The following is a 17,219-nucleotide window of genomic DNA, read 5'->3' on the forward strand; positions in this document are numbered from 1 at the left end:
CCGCAGACGGCGAATCCCCCCGCTGAGGTTCAGCGAAAAACTCTCCGCCCGGATAGGGCGAACCCGCTGACGCAGTTCGTGTGCCCCAGTCAGCCGGTGCTGAAAAACCTGCCGCCCGTTAGGGGCGAACCGCCTGCGCGGTTCAAGTGCGCCCGGAAAACCGGTGCAGAGAAAAGACATCCCGCGTTTGCACTTCAAATAAAAGCCTGCGTATGCTATAATAAATTGAATTACATTTCACAGGGAGGTGCACCGCATGCCGGACGAAAAACTCACCGCCTACCGCGGCGGCAAGGCGCTTCGCCGCGGCTGGACAACCGGCTCGTGCGCGGCGGCGGCCTCGCAGGCGGCGGCTGTGCTGCTGCTGACCGGAATCGCGCCGCCGGAGATTCACCTGCACACACCGGGCGGCATCACCTTCTGCCTGCCGGTCGAGGACGCACATATGAGCGGAAACGCGGCTGTCTGCACCGTCCGCAAGGATTCGGGCGACGACCCGGACATCACAAACGGGGTCCGCATCACGCTTCCGTGCGCCGAATCGAAAAGGGCGTTACCATAGAGGGCGGCGCCGGCGTCGGACGAATTACCCGTCCGGGACTGGCGATGCCGGTCGGAGAAGCGGCGATCAATCCCGGTCCGCGGCAGCAGATTGCGGACGCGGTGCACCGGGCTGCAGAACAGAACGGATACGGCGGCGGCTTTTCCGTTACCATTTCGGTGGAGGACGGCGAGGCACTTGCCGCCCAGACCTACAATGGCCACCTCGGCATCGTCGGCGGCATCTCGATTCTCGGCACGAGCGGCATCGTTGAGCCGATGAGCGAAAAGGCGCTTGTGGACACCATCCGATTGGAGCTGGACAGCCTGTACGCGCAGGGACAGCGCATTGCGTTCCTGTGCCCGGGCAACTACGGTGCGGATTTCGCGCGGGACACGCTCGGCCTTGACCTCGAACACGCGGTCAAGTGCTCCAACTTCATCGGTGAGGCGTTCGACCATGCGGCTTACCGCGGCTATCCCGAGATCCTGCTGGTCGGGCACGCCGGAAAGCTGGTCAAGATGGCTGCAGGCGTGATGAACACGCATTCATCGGTCGCAGACGCGCGGCAGGAGATTTTCACCGCGCATGCGGCACTGTGCGGCGCACCGCGCGAGACACTCGAAGGACTGATGGCCGCCATCTCGGTGGACGCGTGCGTGGAGCTGCTGGACGAGGTAAATCTGCGCCGGTCCGTCCTGTCGCGCATCGGCAGGGAAATGGAAACCCGTATCGCCCTGCGCATGAAGGGGCAGGCACGCGTGGAATTCATCATGTTTACCGGAAAATACGGCGTGCTGGCCGAGTCGGCGGGCGCGCGCGCACTCTGTGAGAGGTTGAAACTGCAATGAAGGGTATTTTATATGGAGTCGGCGTCGGTCCGGGTGATCCGGAGCTGCTGACCGCCAAGGCGATCCGGCTGCTGCGCGAGTGCGATGCCATCGCCGCACCGAAGTCCGCCGACGGCAGACAGACCGCACTGGATATTGCTTCGCCGTACATCGGGCAGGACAAGACGATCCTGCTGTTCGATATGCCGATGACGCACGACAGGCAGGCGCGAAATGCCAGCCACGACGCGGCGGCAGACGCGCTCTGTGCGCTGCTCGACGAGGGCAAAACCGTGGTGTTTCTCACGCTCGGTGACCCGACGGTGTATTCTACCTACTGGTATGTACACAGGCGCGTGGCCGCTCGCGGTTATGCTGCCGAGCTGGTGCCCGGCGTGCCGTCCTTCTGTGCCGCGGCTGCCGCCATGGGCCGCGCCCTGTGCGAGGACGGGGAAATGCTGCACGTCATTCCGGTCACGCACGGCAGGGCAGAGGAGGGACTTTCTCTCTCCGGCAGCAGGGTGCTGATGAAGACCGGAAAGAGTGTATTGGAGGTCCGCGAACTGCTCCGGCAGCGCGGCGAACTCGGCAGCGCGGCACTGATCGAGCGGGTCGGCATGGACGGTCAGCGGCTGATCGAAAATTTAGATGAGCTGGAACAGCCGAGCGGCTATTTCTCTATTATATTGGTAAAGGAGCAAAGCGAATGATCTACTTTGTGGGTGCAGGCTCGGGGGCGCCCGACCTGATCACGGTACGCGGCGCACGTCTGCTGAGCGAGGCAGATGTGATCGTTTACGCCGGTTCGCTGGTCAATCCGGCGCTTTTGGACTATAAAAAGGACGGATGCGAGGTGTACAACAGCGCGAAGATGACGCTCGAGGAGGTCATCGCCGTGATGGCGCCTGCCGCGAAAGCGGGCAAAACGGTCGTGCGTCTGCACACCGGCGATCCGTGCGTGTACGGTGCGCATAGAGAGCAGATGGACGAGCTGGACAGGCTCGGTCTGGCGTATGAGGTCTGCCCGGGCGTGTCCTCGTTCTGCGGCGCGGCAGCGGCACTCAAAGCCGAATACACACTGCCGAATGTCAGCCAGTCGGTCATCCTGACGCGCATGGAGGGCCGCACGCCCGTGCCCGAAAAGGAGCAGATCGAGGCGTTCGCGGCACACGGAGCCACCATGGTCATCTTCCTGTCGGCGGGTCAGCTGGCGCGCCTGTCCGAGCGGCTGATCGCGGGCGGCTACGCGCCGGACACGCCTGCGGCTATCGTATACAAGGCCACCTGGCCGGACGAAAAGGTCGTGCGGACAACGGTCGCACACCTCGCTGAAGCCGGTGCGCGAGAGGGCATTACCAAGACCGCGCTCATCACGGTGGGCGGGTTCCTTGGCACCGAGTACGAGCGCTCCAAGCTGTACGACCCGACCTTTACGACCGAATTTCGTGAGGCAAGCCGATGAAGCACGCAAAATTTGTATCCTTTACCCTGTGCGGCGCACAGACTGTGCAAAAGGCGGTAAAACTCCTGCCGGATTTCCGGTGTGAGCGGTACGCGCGGACGGCAGATGCGTCGCTCTCGGGCACGAGCCTGAAACGCTTTACGCAGCAGGCAATGGTCGATTGCGACCTGATCGTGTTCGTGGGCGCGACCGGAATCGCGGTACGCGCAGCGGCGCCGTATTTGATGGGGAAAGTCTATGATCCAGCGGTAATCGTCATTGACGAGCAGGGAAAGTTCGTGATTCCGCTCCTGTCCGGACATCTGGGCGGTGCCAACGAGATTGCAGAAATACTTGCACAAGGTCTGCAGGCTGTGCCGGTGCTCACCACCGCGACAGACGGACGGCAGGTGTTCGCCGTGGACACCTGGGCAAAAGCACACAGCTGTGCAGTTTTGGAGCCGGAACATATTAAATATGTATCCGGTGCGCTGCTCAGGGGTGAAACCGTGGGCGTTCGCTCGGATTTTCCGGTAGACGGGCTGCTGCCCGCCCATATTGACCTTAAAAAAGACGCGGAAAGCGGGTTCACGATTGGATTCCGCACAGACGCACAGCCGTTTGCACACACGCTGCATCTCGTGCCGCGGATCGCGTATCTCGGCATTGGCTGCCGCAAGGGCACGAGCGCGGATGCCATCGAGCAGACGGTTCAGGCGGCACTTGCATCGAAAAAACTGCCCTGGCAGGCGATTTGCGGCGCGGCGAGCATTGATATCAAGCAGAATGAGCCGGGTTTGCTGCTGTTTTGCGAAAAGCACGGACTGCCGTTCCGCACCTTTACGGCCGAGCAGCTGCAGGACGCACAAGGCGAATTCAGCCGGTCGGCGTTCGTGCAGCAGACCGTCGGCGTCGATAATGTGTGCGAACGCGCAGCTGTGTGCGCAGCACAGAACGGCACACTTATCTTGCACAAATTCGCGCAGAACGGCGTGACGGCGGCTGTCGCCGTGCCGGACTGGCGCGTGACGTTTGAAGAACGGGAGGTTGAAGCATGAAGCTGTATTGCATCGGCATTGGGCCGGGCGGCGAGGAGCAGATGACGCTGCGCGCGGTGCGTGCTCTGGAAAAATGTGACTGTGTGGCAGGCTACGGTCTGTACCTCGATTTGATCGAGAACCTCATTTCGGACAAGGAGCGCATCGAATCCGGCATGACACGCGAGGTTTTGCGCTGCAAAGCGGCGGTCGAGGCGGCAAAACAGGGCAAAACGGTCGCGGTCGTGTCCTCGGGAGACGCCGGTGTGTACGGCATGGCCGGCCTGCTGCTCGAGCTTTGCGAGCACGAGCCGAACCTCGAGGTCGAGGTTATTCCGGGCATCACGGCGGCCTGCTCGGGCGGCGCCGTGCTCGGCTCGCCGCTGACGTGTGACTTTGCGTGCATCAGCCTGTCCGACCTGCTCACGCCGTGGGACAAGATCGAGCAGCGTCTGCGCGGCGCAGCGGCTGGCGATTTCTGCATCGTGCTGTACAATCCGTCAAGTAAAAAGCGCACCGACCATCTGCGCCGAGCCTGCGATATTCTGCTGGAGACCGTGCCGCCGGAAACCGTCTGCGGTCTGGTGCGCAGCATTGGCAGAGAAGGCGAAAGCTGCACGCTTACAACGCTCGGTGAGCTGCGTGATACACAGGTCGATATGCTGACCACTGTGTTTGTCGGCAACAGCCGCACGCGCGTGATGGACGGCCGCATGGTCACGCCGAGGGGGTATCGCGGCGTATGAAGCTGATGATTTTCTCCGGTACGACAGAAGGACACGATTTGTGCCGGTTTTTGTCGAAAAATAGCGTGCAGGCAGATGTTTTCGTTGCCACAGAGTATGGTGCGGCGGTGATGGAGCCGATGGCGGGAATCACGGTTCACGAGGGCCGCTTGGATGAGCGGGAGATGGAAAAACGATTGACCTCGGATACGCTGCTCATCGACGCAACGCATCCGTATGCAGCGGCTGTGACCGACAATCTGCGGGCGGCCTGTGCGAAATCGGGCGCACGCTACGAGCGGCTGCTGCGGCCTGCCCTGCCTTATCAGAACTGCGAAATCGTGCTGAACACAGCCGCTGCAGTGGACTGGCTGAACGCGCACGAGGGCAAGGTCCTGCTCACCACAGGCAGTAAAGAACTGGAAGCGTACACGGCGGTGCAGGACTTCCAAACGCGCCTGTTCCCGCGCGTGCTGCCGACCGCGTCGGTGCTCGGAAAGTGCGCCGCACTCGGCTTCCCGGGCGCGCATATCATCGCCATGCAGGGCCCGTTTTCGCAGGCGATGAACGCGGCGCTGCTGCGCGAGACCGGCGCAAAAATCCTCGTGACCAAGGACACCGGTGTGTCCGGCGGCTTTGCGGAGAAGGTCGCGGCAGCTGAGGAGGTCGGCGCAGAGGTACTGGTCATTGCGCGTCCGCGTGTGGAAAACGGCAAAAATCAGGCGGAAATGCAGGCATTTCTCACGGATTTGCTCGGCTTACAGCCGGAAAAAGTGCAGCGCATATTCACCATCATCGGGGCGGGCATGGGCACGGCGGACACGCTGACCGGCGAAGCGGTTCGCGCGTTGGAAACGGCGGAGGCGGTGTTCGCGACAAAACGGCTGGCGGCGCTGTCGCCCAAGGCGGAGGTCTGCGCATTCTCCGAGCTGGCTGAGCGGGCAATTTCCGGTAATGCCCGGCACACGGCGCTGTTGGTTTCCGGCGACGTAGGATTCTTCAGCGCGGCCGGAAAGCTGCGCGAGCGGCTCCTGCCATACGGCGGGGTAACACTCGTGCCGGGATTGTCAAGCATGCAGTATATGTGCGCGAAATGCGGCATTTCCTACGAAAATCTGTGTTTTAAGAGCCTGCACGGTCGCGCAGGAAATATTCTCGGTGCCGTAAGTTACCATACGGCAACATTTGCGCTGACCGGCGGTGAAAACAACGCGCAGGCGGTTTGCAGCAGCCTTATGGACGCGGGATTGGGCGCGCTGCCCGTTCATCTCGGGGAAAATCTCGGCGCGGAAAATGAGCGGATTGTGCACGGCACAGCCGCGGAGATCGCGCAGCTTTCGTGCTCGGATTTAGCGGTTCTGCTGATCGAAAACCCGCATGCGGCGAACAAAAACGAACCGATTCGAGATGAAATGCTCACGCGCGGAAAGGTGCCGATGACCAAGGAAGAGGTTCGGTGGGTGTCGGTGAACCGCCTGACTGTCCGACCGACCGACACAGTCTGGGACGTGGGTGCGGGCACCGGCGCGGTCACGCTCGAGCTGGCGCGCAAGGCCAGCGACGGCACGGTTTACGCCGTCGAGCGAAAGCCGGAAGCGGTCGCGCTCTTGCACGAAAACCGCATAAAACTCAGCGGATACAATGTGAAAATCATTGAAGGACCTGCGCCGGAGGCACTGGAGAACCTTCCGGCACCGGACTGCGTGTTCGTCGGCGGGAGCGGCGGCAGAATGCGGGAGATTCTGGCACTCGCTAAGAAGAAAAATCCGGAAGTCCGCGTGGTCGTGAACGCGATTGCGCTCGAGACCTTGTTTGCGGCGCAGACGGCATTGAAAGAATTGGGATTTGCTGACATCGAGGTCACGCAGCTGGCGGCCACGCGCGGCAAGCCGGTCGGCGCGTACACCATGCTGACTGCGAACAATCCGGTGTTTATTCTGTCTGGGAGGGCCGCAAATGACACAAAATAATGCACCAAGATTGCTGCTTGCGGGCACCGGCAGCGGCTGCGGCAAGACGACGGTCACGACCGCGATTCTGCGGGCGCTGCAGCGCCGCGGCGTAAAACTCAGCGCGTTCAAGTGCGGTCCGGACTACATCGACCCGATGTTCCACACGGCGGTTTTGGGCGTTCCGAGCCGCAATTTAGACCTGTTTTTCGAGGACGAGACCGGTATTCGCAGTCAGCTTGCGCGGCATATCCAGCCGGACGGTCTCGGCGTGATCGAGGGCGTCATGGGCTTTTACGACGGCGTTTCCGGTACAACGGATACGGCTTCGGCGGCGCATCTGGCCCGCGCAACCGGTACGCCTGCGGTGCTGATCGTGCGGCCTAAGGGTCAGTCGCTGTCGCTTGCGGCACAGATTCACGGGTTCCGCACATTTGCGGAAAATACGCTTGCAGGAGTGATTTTAAACGGCTTTTCCGCAGGAATGTACTCGTTTTACAAACAAATCGCAGAGAAAGCGGGGCTGCCTGTGCTCGGCTTTTTGCCGCCGGTTCCGGAGGCCGAAATACCTGACCGCCACCTCGGTCTGGTGACGGCGGACGAGCTGTCCGACCTGCGTGAGAAAATTGATCGGCTCGCGGATGCGGCAGAGGAGGGCATTGACCTCCACGCGTTGTGTGCATTAGCACAGACGGCGAAACCGCTGACCGATACGCACATGCCGCTCGCTCGTGTGACCGATTTTCCGGTGCGGATCGCGGTAGCGAAGGACCGCGCATTCTGCTTCTATTATGAGGATAACTTCGATGTGCTGCGCGAGCTGGGGGCAGAGCTTGTGCCGTTTTCGCCGCTCACAGACGAGCGGCTGCCGGAGAATATCGACGGTCTGTACCTTGGCGGCGGCTATCCGGAATTGTACGAAAAACAGCTTTCAGAGAATGAAATCATGCGAAATTCTATCAAAAAAGCGATTCAAAACGGTTTACCGACGGTTGCAGAATGCGGCGGATTTCTTTATCTGCTGCAGTCGCTCGACGGCGCGGAAATGGCAGGTGTGCTGCCGACTTCGGCGCACATGACGCGCAGGCTGCAGCCGTTCGGTTATGTCACGCTCACGGCAAACAGTGATAACCTGCTGTGCGAAGCCGGTGGACAATTTCCTGTGCACGAGTTCCATTATGCACAGGCTGTGGACAATGGCACAGATTTTCGCGCAGTCAAGCCAAACGGGCGCGCGTGGGACTGTGGCTTTGCGTCGGACACGCTCTATGCAGGATTTCCGCATTTGTATTTCCGTGCGAAAACTGAAATTGCAGCGAATTTTGTCCGAAAATGCGCAGAAAGGAGCGGAAAATGACACTTGAACAGACTGTTTCTGCCATTCGGCCGCTGGATGAGAAAAGCATGACGGCGGCGCAAAACCGCTTTGCAAATATTGCCATGCCGCTCGGCGGACTGGGTCTTCTGCAGGATGCGATCGTGCAGCTTGCAGGTATTCTTGGTCAGCCGGTGCCGGATATTTCCAGACGCGCGGCGGTTGTTTTCTGCGCGGACAACGGCGTGGTCGCGGAGGGCGTGACGCAGTGCGGGCAGGAGGTGACAGCTACGGTCGCGGAAAATATGGGCCGCGGCGAGTCCACCGTGTGTCTAATGGCAAAACCGCTCGGAATGGACGTGTTTCCGGTCGATATAGGTGTTGCACAGCCGATAAAGAGCGAAAAAGTGCTGCAATTTTCCGTTCGGCGCGGAACTGCAAACTTTGCGCATGAGCCTGCCATGACGCGGAAAGAGGCGATCGAAGCGGTCGAAATCGGCATTAAAATGGCGGAAATATGTGCCGAAAAGGGATATTCGCTGCTCATTGGCGGCGAAATGGGCATAGGGAACACGACTACGAGTGCGGCAGTCACGGCGGCGCTCACCGGCGCGGAGGCTGCGGCGGTCACAGGACGCGGAGCGGGTCTGTCAACGGCCGGTCTGGAGCGGAAAATAGCGGTGATCGAGGCGGCGCTGGCGCTTCACAAACCCGACCCGAATGACTCGATCGACGTGCTGCATAAGGTTGGCGGTTTGGATATCGCGGGTCTGTGCGGTCTGTATTTGGGTGCGGCGGCACAGCGCATTCCGGTCGTGCTGGACGGCGTGATTTCGTGTGCGGCGGCGCTTCTCGCGGTGCGATTGTGCCCGCAGTCTGTGCATTTTATGGTCGCAGCGCACAGATCGGACGAACCGGCGAGCATTTTGCTGCTCGATGCACTCGGTAAGCGGCCGTTCCTGACGGCGGGCATGCATCTCGGGGAGGGGACAGGCGCAGCGGCAGGCGTGGCACTTTTGGATCTGGCACTGGCGCCATATCGGGAAATGGTGAGCTTCGCGGACATTGGAATGGAGCATATCAGCCGCAAAAGTAGTTGTTTGTCTGACAGATAGCACAAATTTTTATATAAATATTGTGTGTAACGCCGATAAATGCGATCTGCCCGCATTCTTTACAGGAATACTGCGTGCAGCAAAAAGCACCGAGCGTTAACTCGGTGCTTTACGGTTCAAATTCTTAGCATTTCAGAGCTTCATCCGCGATATTTGCGGTGATTTTGTTGTAGAACTCCTGCTTCTGCGCATCGTTTTCAAACGCTGAGAACGGCACGATGACCGCGGAGAATTCATCAACAAAAATATAATAATGCTTGTCATCGGTTGCGGTGCGCTGAACGGCCGAATACTGGTAAACGGTATCTTCGTTCTCGCCGGACAGCTCGAATTCGCTTTCACGCAGCGTGAGCGTTTTCGGTCCGCAAAGCTGCTTGTTCTTTGCGTTCTTGAGGATTTTCTCGATATTTTTGATCATTTTATGACGCATATAGCGCGGTGTGCCCCAGAAGCAGACGGCAGCGAGCGCAACGTAAACCGCGATGGAAACCGGCGTGAGCGTATGCAGCCAGTACATGAGCGCACTGCCGCCGAGAATGACAATAGCCGCGGTGGCGATTCTCATGGTGCGAATGCTGCGTTGAACAATCGCATTATTGTTGTAATAATTCAAATTAAAATCAATAAAATCCTGTTTGGTGATATCGTAATGCAGCTCCATTTTTCCTTACCTCAACTTACTCGGATAAAGTTATTGTATCGAAAATCAGAGCGGATTGCAAGTCTAATTAAGAAAGGGGAGCGAAAATGCTGATTTTAGTGACCGGCGGAGCGGCTTCGGGCAAGTCGGCGCACGCGGAACGGCTGGTGTGTGAAAAAGCACAGAGCCGATTATATCTGGCGACCATGCAGCCGTTCGGCAAGTCCGCAGAGGCGCGGATTGCGCGGCATCGGGCGCTTCGTGCGGGAAAAGGGTTCGCTACGGTGGAGAGAACACTTGATTTAGCGAATCTCAAGCTCTCTCAGCAATACGACGGAATTTTGCTCGAGGATTTGGGCAATCTGCTGGCAAACGAGCTGTTTGCGCCGGAAGGCGCAGGCGCAGGATCGGCGTTCGACAGCATTGTTGCAGGCGTGGATAATCTGCAAAAATACTGTGAAACGCTGGTTATCGTTTCCAACGAAATCTTCGCGGACGGCGTGCCGTACCCGCCGGAGACCATGCAGTATATCCGGATTTTAGGAGAACTGCACCAGAAATTAACTGGGAAAGCAGACGCGGTATATGAATCGGTATGCGGGATTTTGCTGCCGGTAAAGGAGGGAAAACAGCCGTGAAAAGTGTAATCAGCGGACTTTTAGTCGCGTTCTCAATGTACTCTGCGATACCTGTTCCACAGGTGAACTGGGAAAAACAGACCATGCGCTGGGCGCTGGGCTTCCTGCCGCTCATCGGTGTGCTGATCGGCGGTTTGGAGTGGATTTGGTTCGCGTTTTGTATGCATTTCGGCGCGGCGGGCTTGTTTTATGCTGTGATCGCGGCGATTATCCCGCTGGCAGTATCGGGCGGCATCCACCTCGACGGTCTGTGCGACACTTCCGATGCGCTGTGCTCGTTCGGCGATCGCGAAAAGCGTCTCGCCATCCTCAAAGACCCGCACGTCGGCGCGTTCGGGCCGCTGTGGCTGATGGCGTTCCTGTTGGCGGAGGTCGGCTGCTTCGCGCAGATCTACGACCGGCCTGTGCTTTTGCCGCTGGCGTGCACAGGATTCGCTTTTGCACGGACGATGGGTGGCCGCAAGGTAGTTGCATCACCGTGTGCAAAAGACAGCGGACTTGCACATATCTTTGCGGAAAACAGCGATAAACGCGCGGTATCGCGCATGTTAGTTGCTGAATTTGTTCTGTTTGCGGTACTTCTCGGATTGTGGATATACCGCGTGCCGCACGCGCTTGCTGCGGCGAAAGTGCTCGTTATTGTGCTCGTTGTGTGGTATGCTGTGCATGAGCACATAAGCCGTCGTGTGTTCGGCGGTGTCACCGGAGACCTGGCGGGATTCTGCATCTCGCTGTCGGAACTGATCACGCTTGCGGCAGCAGCGATTGGAGGGCTGATTTTATGACCGTGCTCATCATTGGCGGCGCATATCAGGGGAAACGAAAAGTTGCCGAAAACCTGTATGCAGACCTGCCGAGGATTGAAAATCTGCACGAAATCGTGCGGAAAATGCTGAAGGAAGACAAAGACCCGCTGTCGCTCGCAGATACGCTGTGCGGACACGTTATCACCTGCGATGAGATCGGCTGCGGCATCGTTCCCATCGACCGTGCGGACGAAAACTGGCGTGAAGCGGTTGGTCGTCTGTGCTGTGCTTTGGCACAGAAAGCGGACGCAGTCGTGCGCGTGATCGCAGGCGTGCCGCAATTTATCAAAGGAGAACAACCATGACGATAACCTTTGCCGTACTGCTCGGCTTCGCGCTCGACTGGCTGCTCGGAGACCCGAAAAAATTGCCGCATCCGGTATGTGCGGTGGGAAAACTCATCTCAGGAACCGAAAAAGTTCTGCGCCGCATCTTTCCCGCAACACCTGCGTCACTGACATTCGCCGGAATTTTACTCTGGATCATCACCTGCGGCGTGAGCTTTGCCGTGCCGTTTTTCCTTTTGCGCTGGCTGTATCATGTGAACTTCTGGCTCGGTTTTGCCGCTGAAACGCTGCTCTGCTGGATGATTTTCGCACGAAAAAGCCTTGCGGACGCCGGTTATCATGTCTACGGCGCGGTCAAGCAGTCGCTCGAGGAGGGGCGCAAGGCCATCGCGTGGTACGTCGGCCGCGACACCGCAGAGCTGTCCGAGGAGGGCGTTATCAAGGCCGCTGTCGAGACCGTGGCTGAAAACCTGACGGACGGTGTGGTCTCGCCGCTCGTGTTCATGCTCATCGGTGGAGCGCCGCTCGGCATGCTGTACAAGGCGGTCAACACGCTGGATTCCATGGTCGGCTATCATAACGATAAATACGAGTATTTCGGCAAGTTTTCGGCAAAAATGGACGATTTATTCAACTTTATTCCTGCCAGACTGTCCGCACTGTGCATGATCGCCGGTGCCGGAATGCTGCATCTCGATAACCGAAATGCGCTGCGGATTTACCGCCGAGACCGCAATAAGCACAAAAGTCCGAACGCCGGTCAGACCGAGTCCGCGTGCGCGGGCGCACTGCACATCCAGCTCGGCGGCGATGCCAGCTACTTCGGCAAAGTCGTTAAAAAGGCCGCCTTCGGTGATCCGATCCGCCGCGTAGACCGCACGGATATTCTCGCAACGGTCGATCTGATGACGGCGGCAAGCGTGTTTGCACTGGTGCTGTGCTGTGCAATCCGCCTGATCGTAAAAAGTTAGGACGCTGTGCGAGAGAGAAAATTCGTATTTGAAAGGGTGACAACATTGCCAACCTATGTCCACGGCGGCGATATCCAAACCTACATCGACCGCCACGGCTTCGCGCCGCTCGACCTGTCCGCGAACATCAATCCGTTCGGCATACCGGACGCAGTACGCGCGGCCATGCACAGGGCTGTGGATAACTGCACGCAGTATCCCGACCCGTTTTGCCGCGCCGCGCGGCAGGCGATTGGTGCGAGAGAAGGCGTCAATCCGGATTTTCTGTACTGCGGCAACGGTGCGGCGGATGTGCTTGACCGTCTTGCGGCGGTGCTGAAACCGCGCAAGGTGCTGCTCACCGCACCGACCTTCGCGGAGTACGAGCGCACGCTCTCAGGTGCGGAGATTCGGGTGCATAATCTGCGGGAAACGGACGGTTTTGCGCTCACAGAACGTATTTTAGACGAGATTTCACCGGATTTGGATGCGGTTTATCTCTGCAATCCGAACAATCCGACCGGGCGAACCGCCCAACCGGAGCTCCTGCGGGAAATCGTCCGAAAATGTACAGAAAACGGCGTAAAACCGGTTATGGATGAGTGTTTCAATGACTTTCTGGAGAACGCCGCGCAGCACACACTGAAAGACCTGCTGGAATCCGATCCCGGCCTGATCATCCTGCGCGCGTACACGAAAATGTACGCCGTGCCCGGTGTGCGCTTCGGCTGGTGCATGACGGCGGATGCGGCGCTGATTGAGAAATTATACCATGCCGGACAGCCGTGGAACGTGTCGGTCATCGCGCAGGCGTGCGCCGTCGCGGCGGCAAACGAGCCGGACTGGGCCGCTGAAACCGCCAAACGCATTGCCGAGGAACGCAGGTTTTTATCCAACGGACTTGCCGCCTGCGGACTGACCGTCTTTCCGGGCGAGGCCAACTTCCTGCTGTTCCGCTCCAACGATACCGGATTGCACAAGAAACTCGCTGAACACGGCATAATGATACGAAACTGCGATAATTATCGCGGACTTTCGGCGGGATACTATCGCGTTGCCGTAAAAACGAGAGAAGCAAGCAAGTGCTTGCTAAACGCAATCAAATTGATAATTGAAAATGGATAATGGAGAACGAAGGTACGCACTTTGCGCGGATTTGACAGCGCCGCGGGCGCAAGGGCAGTGACATTTTCCATTCTCCATTTTCGATTTTCCATTATGCGGGAGGTTTGCAAATGGCAAAAATTATCATGATACAGGGAACGTGCTCGAATGCAGGCAAAAGCCTTCTCTGCGCGGCTCTGTGCCGGATTTTCCGGCAGGATGGCTACCGCGTTGCGCCGTTCAAGTCACAGAACATGGCGCTCAATTCGTTCATCACGGCGGACGGCAGGGAGATGGGCCGCGCGCAGGTCGTGCAGGCCGAGGCGGCAGGCATCGCGCCCGATGTGCGTATGAACCCGATTTTGCTCAAGCCGACAAGCGATGTTGGCTCGCAGGTCATCATCATGGGCGAGGCGCAGGGAAACCGCACCGCGCGCGAATATTGGGGGCACAAAAAGGCGCTTTTGCCCATTATCAAGGACGCATTTGACAGCCTTGCCGCCGAGAATGACATTATCGTGATCGAGGGGGCGGGCAGTCCGGCGGAGATCAATCTCAAGCAGGATGATATTGTCAATATGGGTCTGGCGAAGCTGGTGAATGCGCCCGTTCTGCTGGTCGGCGACATCGACCGCGGCGGCGTGTTCGCGTCGCTGTACGGTACGGTCAAGCTGCTCGAGGAGGACGAGCAGGCGCGCATTCACGGTCTCATCATTAACAAATTCCGCGGTGACGTGGAGATTCTGCGGCCGGGTCTGACGCAGCTCGAGGATTTGACCGGCAAGCCGGTCATCGGCGTGGTGCCGTACGGTCATTTTGACATCGACGATGAGGACAGCCTGTCCGAGCGTCTGGACGCAAAGGCTGCTCCCGCACTGGTGAACATTGCGGTGGTAAAGCTGCCGAGACTGTCCAATTTCACGGATTTTTCCGCACTTTCGCGTGTATCCGGCGTGAGCGTCGCGTACGCGGACAAACCGGCACAGCTTGCCGGAGCCGACCTGATTATCCTGCCGGGCACCAAGTCCACGCTGGCAGACCTGCGCTGGCTGCGCGAGAGCGGCATGGAGGCGCAGATTCTCAAGGCGCACGCGGCAGGCACACCGGTTTTCGGTATCTGCGGCGGCTACCAGATGATGGGACGCACGGTCTCCGACCCGGACAACACCGAGGGCGGCGGCAGTCTGCGCGGCATGAAGCTGCTGCCGATCGACACGGTGTTCCGCCCGAGCAAGACCACGACGCAGACGCGCGGCACGCTGCTAGAGATTGACGGCGTGCTGTCCGATCTGAGCGGTCTGGCGGTCGAGGGCTACGAGATTCACATGGGCGAAACCGTGCGCGACGCGAGTGCAAAGCCGCTCGTTCGATTGCTTCGCAGGGAAGGCGAAATCGAGGACGGCTGTCAGACAGAAAACGCCTTCGGCACTTATCTGCACGGCGTGTTCGATGCGCCGGAGGCGGCGCTGCGGACGGCGCAGGCACTGGCGCAAAAGAAGGGCGTGACGCTCACCGGTGAAGCGCTCGACACACACGCCTACAAGGAGCAGCAGTACGACAAACTGGCGGATTCGGTGCGAAAATCGCTCGATATGGAACGAATTTATCGTATAATGGAGGGAAAAGCATGACGGGACTCATTCATATTTACTGCGGCGACGGCAAGGGCAAGACTACGGCGTCGGTTGGTCTGGCGGTGCGCTGCGCGGGACGCGGAAACAAGGTCGTGTTCGCGCAGTTTCTCAAGGATGGGACTTCGGGGGAGTGCCGTGTGCTGGCGAAATTGCCCGAAGTGACCGTTATGGCGGCAAATCCGGTCGGCAAGTTCTCCTTCCGCATGACGGATGCGGAGAAGCGGGAGACAGCGGACGCGCTCACCCGCACCTTCGATGCGGCAACCGGCTTTGCCGTGCGGGAGCACGCGCGGCTGCTCGTGCTGGATGAGGTCTGCGCGGCAATCTCGTGCGGCTTTCTGGATGAGAAAACGGTCGTAAAATTCCTTGAGACCAAGCCGGAAACGCTCGAGGTCGTACTGACTGGACGGGGTCCGTCCGAAGTGCTGCAGGCACACGCGGACTACATTACAGAAATGAAAATGCAGCGGCACCCGTTTGAGAAGGGCATCGCTGCGCGGGAGGGAATCGAATTTTGAACGGATACATGAAGCCGCAGGACATTGAAAAGCGGTCGTTTGAAATCATCACCGCCGAGCTGGGTGAGCGCACGTTTCCGGCAGGCATCGCCGAGGTGGTCAAGCGCGTCATTCACACCACGGCGGATTTTGACTACGCGGACAGCCTCGCGTTTTCGCCGGACGTGATAGGCAGGGCAAAAGCTGCGCTTGCGGCAGGGGCGACGGTGGTTACCGATACCAATATGGCGCTCTCCGGGGTGAGCAAGGCGACGCTGGCAAAGCTCGGCGGAAAGGCGGTCTGCCTGATGGCGGACGAGCAGGTGGCGAGCGAGGCCAAGGCTCGCGGTGTCACGCGGGCGGTCGTTTCGATGGAGCACGCCGCCAAATTGGAAGGCCCGCTCATCTTCGCCATCGGCAATGCGCCGACTGCGCTTATCCGTCTGCATGAGTTGATTGAGGAAGGCATTGTCGCGCCTGCGCTCGTCATCGGCGTGCCGGTCGGATTTGTCAACGTGGTCGAGGCGAAGGAGCTGTTCATCGGCGGGAACACGCCGTATATCATCGCGCGGGGCCGCAAGGGCGGCTCGAATGTAGCCGCGTCCATTGTCAATGCGCTGCTCTATCAGATGGTACATCGAGAAGGATTTTAAGCAGGAATTAGGAATTGCGTAATGGGTTGGCTGACCGGCGGCGGTTTTTCTCTGCACTCGCTTTCCGGTGCACATGAACCGCGCAGCGGTACGCTCTTTCCGGGCGGAGAGTATTGCCGCAGGCGCACAAAAAGGAGGAACCAACGGTTTCCTCCTTTTTGTGAATCTTCCTCTTTGTCCCCGCGGCGGACGCCGCAATGTCCTCGCCCGGAAATTGCAAACCGCTCACGCGGTTCGGGCACCCCGCAAAGCCGGTGCAGGAAATCTCCGTCACCGCGTCAATTACGAATTACTCATTCCAAATTCCTAATTACTTGCTCAATCGCTGCTCCATATAATTGTGCGCGTTCAGCTCGAGAGTATCGTTGAGCGGCACGAGCGGCTCGGTCTTGCCGTAGCGGCGGTCGAGCGCGGTCTGCAGGATAAAGTCGCACAGCACGGGATTCTTCGGCAGCAGCGAGCCGTGCGAGTAGGTGGCGAACACGTTGTTGTAGCGTGCGCCCTCGGTCTGGTCCTCGCCGTTGTTGCCGTAGCCCTTTATCATCATGCCGAGCGGCGCGACATCCTCACCGAGATAGGTTTTGCCCGAGTGATTCTCAAAGCCGACCACGATGGAGCCGCTGCTCTCGGGCGTTGTGCGGTACATGTAGTTGCCGATCATGCGCTCTTTCGCGCCGATGGTGTGCACGTTGATCGCGCCGATGAAGTCGAGCTGCACGCCGTCCCACGTTTTGTAATACTGGCCGAGCATCTGGTAGCCGCCGCAGATGGCGAGGAACACCTTCTCCTCCTCAACAGCGGTGCGGATGTCCTTGCCCTTGCCGGAGGCGAGGTCGCGCAGCAGCACCTCCTGCTCGAAGTCCTGTCCGCCGCCGATGAAGAAAATGTCGTACTTATTCACATCGAGCGGCTGACCGATTGAGCACTCGTCCACATTGACGCTGATGCCGCGGCTCTCCAGACGGCGCTTCATCGTGATAATGTTGCCCCGGTCACCGTACAGATTGAGAATGTCGGGGTAAAGATGGCAGATATTCAGTTCCATTGCAGTTGCCCC

Annotated in this window: 17 protein-coding genes and 1 pseudogene; 16 read left to right on the forward strand and 2 right to left on the reverse strand. The window is 59.0% G+C overall.

The features are described from left to right. Positions 1 to 256: 256 nt before the first annotated feature. From cbiD to cobT, 8 genes and pseudogenes are all read left to right on the forward strand, one after another. Positions 257 to 1,392 (forward strand): annotated as a pseudogene (gene cbiD, locus DXB00_RS11500) (cobalt-precorrin-5B (C(1))-methyltransferase CbiD). Beyond that, positions 1,389 to 2,081, forward strand: coding sequence for a precorrin-2 C(20)-methyltransferase (cobI, locus tag DXB00_RS11505; protein WP_119214959.1), 693 nt, complete (start codon positions 1,389 to 1,391; stop codon positions 2,079 to 2,081). Before cbiD ends, cobI begins: the two are co-directional and overlap by 4 nt. Further along, positions 2,078 to 2,833, forward strand: coding sequence for a precorrin-4 C(11)-methyltransferase (gene cobM, locus DXB00_RS11510; RefSeq protein WP_118647906.1), 756 nt, complete (start codon positions 2,078 to 2,080; stop codon positions 2,831 to 2,833). Before cobI ends, cobM begins: the two co-directional genes overlap by 4 nt. Continuing rightward, the gene (locus tag DXB00_RS11515) at positions 2,830 to 3,870 is read left to right on the forward strand and encodes a cobalt-precorrin 5A hydrolase (protein ID WP_119214960.1); all 1,041 of its coding nucleotides are present in this window, start codon (positions 2,830 to 2,832) and stop codon (positions 3,868 to 3,870) included. The genes cobM and DXB00_RS11515 overlap by 4 nt, the downstream gene beginning before the upstream one ends. Next, positions 3,867 to 4,595: a precorrin-3B C(17)-methyltransferase gene (gene cobJ, locus DXB00_RS11520; RefSeq protein ID WP_118728931.1), complete on the forward strand. Its 729-nt coding sequence runs from the start codon at positions 3,867 to 3,869 to the stop codon at positions 4,593 to 4,595. The genes DXB00_RS11515 and cobJ overlap by 4 nt, the downstream gene beginning before the upstream one ends. Next, positions 4,592 to 6,544: a precorrin-6A reductase gene (gene cobK / locus DXB00_RS11525; RefSeq protein WP_119214961.1), complete on the forward strand. Its 1,953-nt coding sequence runs from the start codon at positions 4,592 to 4,594 to the stop codon at positions 6,542 to 6,544. Before cobJ ends, cobK begins: the two co-directional genes overlap by 4 nt. Further along, positions 6,531 to 7,880, forward strand: coding sequence for a cobyrinate a,c-diamide synthase (locus DXB00_RS11530; RefSeq protein WP_119214962.1), 1,350 nt, complete (start codon positions 6,531 to 6,533; stop codon positions 7,878 to 7,880). The genes cobK and DXB00_RS11530 overlap by 14 nt, the downstream gene beginning before the upstream one ends. Beyond that, positions 7,877 to 8,953 (forward strand): nicotinate-nucleotide--dimethylbenzimidazole phosphoribosyltransferase, encoded by a 1,077-nt coding sequence (cobT, locus tag DXB00_RS11535; RefSeq protein ID WP_119214963.1) that lies wholly within the window; start codon positions 7,877 to 7,879, stop codon positions 8,951 to 8,953. Before DXB00_RS11530 ends, cobT begins: the two co-directional genes overlap by 4 nt. A 124-nt stretch (positions 8,954 to 9,077) precedes the next feature. Here the strand turns inward: cobT and DXB00_RS11540 are convergent, their stop codons facing one another. Then, on the reverse strand, positions 9,078 to 9,614 hold the full coding sequence (locus DXB00_RS11540) for a YcxB family protein (protein ID WP_118728935.1): 537 nt from the start codon (positions 9,612 to 9,614) through the stop codon (positions 9,078 to 9,080). A gap of 86 nt (positions 9,615 to 9,700) precedes the next feature. On the opposite strand from DXB00_RS11540, the gene DXB00_RS11545 reads away from it, so the two are divergent. From DXB00_RS11545 to DXB00_RS11580, 8 genes are all read left to right on the forward strand, one after another. Beyond that, positions 9,701 to 10,231 carry a bifunctional adenosylcobinamide kinase/adenosylcobinamide-phosphate guanylyltransferase gene (locus tag DXB00_RS11545; protein ID WP_118728936.1) on the forward strand — a complete coding sequence of 177 codons (531 nt, stop codon included), beginning with the start codon at positions 9,701 to 9,703 and terminating at the stop codon, positions 10,229 to 10,231. Further along, on the forward strand, positions 10,228 to 11,016 hold the full coding sequence (locus tag DXB00_RS11550; RefSeq protein ID WP_158578262.1) for an adenosylcobinamide-GDP ribazoletransferase: 789 nt from the start codon (positions 10,228 to 10,230) through the stop codon (positions 11,014 to 11,016). The genes DXB00_RS11545 and DXB00_RS11550 overlap by 4 nt, the downstream gene beginning before the upstream one ends. After that, positions 11,013 to 11,342, forward strand: a complete 330-nt coding sequence (locus tag DXB00_RS11555) for a bifunctional adenosylcobinamide kinase/adenosylcobinamide-phosphate guanylyltransferase (RefSeq protein ID WP_118728938.1) — start codon at positions 11,013 to 11,015, stop codon at positions 11,340 to 11,342. Before DXB00_RS11550 ends, DXB00_RS11555 begins: the two co-directional genes overlap by 4 nt. Beyond that, a complete protein-coding gene (gene cbiB / locus DXB00_RS11560; protein ID WP_118728939.1) occupies positions 11,339 to 12,295 on the forward strand; it encodes an adenosylcobinamide-phosphate synthase CbiB in 957 nt (318 codons plus the stop codon). The genes DXB00_RS11555 and cbiB overlap by 4 nt, the downstream gene beginning before the upstream one ends. Positions 12,296 to 12,340: 45 nt before the next feature. Further along, entirely contained in the window at positions 12,341 to 13,399 is a 1,059-nt protein-coding gene (locus DXB00_RS11565; RefSeq protein ID WP_158578263.1) for a pyridoxal phosphate-dependent aminotransferase, read from the forward strand. 110 nt (positions 13,400 to 13,509) lie between these two features. After that, on the forward strand, positions 13,510 to 15,009 hold the full coding sequence (locus DXB00_RS11570; protein ID WP_118728941.1) for a cobyric acid synthase: 1,500 nt from the start codon (positions 13,510 to 13,512) through the stop codon (positions 15,007 to 15,009). Beyond that, on the forward strand, positions 15,006 to 15,530 hold the full coding sequence (locus DXB00_RS11575) for a cob(I)yrinic acid a,c-diamide adenosyltransferase (RefSeq protein WP_118728942.1): 525 nt from the start codon (positions 15,006 to 15,008) through the stop codon (positions 15,528 to 15,530). Before DXB00_RS11570 ends, DXB00_RS11575 begins: the two co-directional genes overlap by 4 nt. Before the next feature lie 8 nt (positions 15,531 to 15,538). Then, a complete protein-coding gene (locus DXB00_RS11580; RefSeq protein WP_119214965.1) occupies positions 15,539 to 16,162 on the forward strand; it encodes a precorrin-8X methylmutase in 624 nt (207 codons plus the stop codon). 310 nt (positions 16,163 to 16,472) lie between these two features. Here the strand turns inward: DXB00_RS11580 and DXB00_RS11590 are convergent, their stop codons facing one another. Then, the gene (locus DXB00_RS11590) at positions 16,473 to 17,207 is read right to left on the reverse strand and encodes a type 1 glutamine amidotransferase (protein WP_118728943.1); all 735 of its coding nucleotides are present in this window, start codon (positions 17,205 to 17,207) and stop codon (positions 16,473 to 16,475) included. Positions 17,208 to 17,219: the final 12 nt, after the last annotated feature.

Origin of the sequence: Butyricicoccus sp. OF10-2 (assembly GCF_003481925.1) — a bacterium.
GTDB classification, from domain to species: Bacteria; Bacillota; Clostridia; order Oscillospirales; family Butyricicoccaceae; genus Agathobaculum; species Agathobaculum butyriciproducens.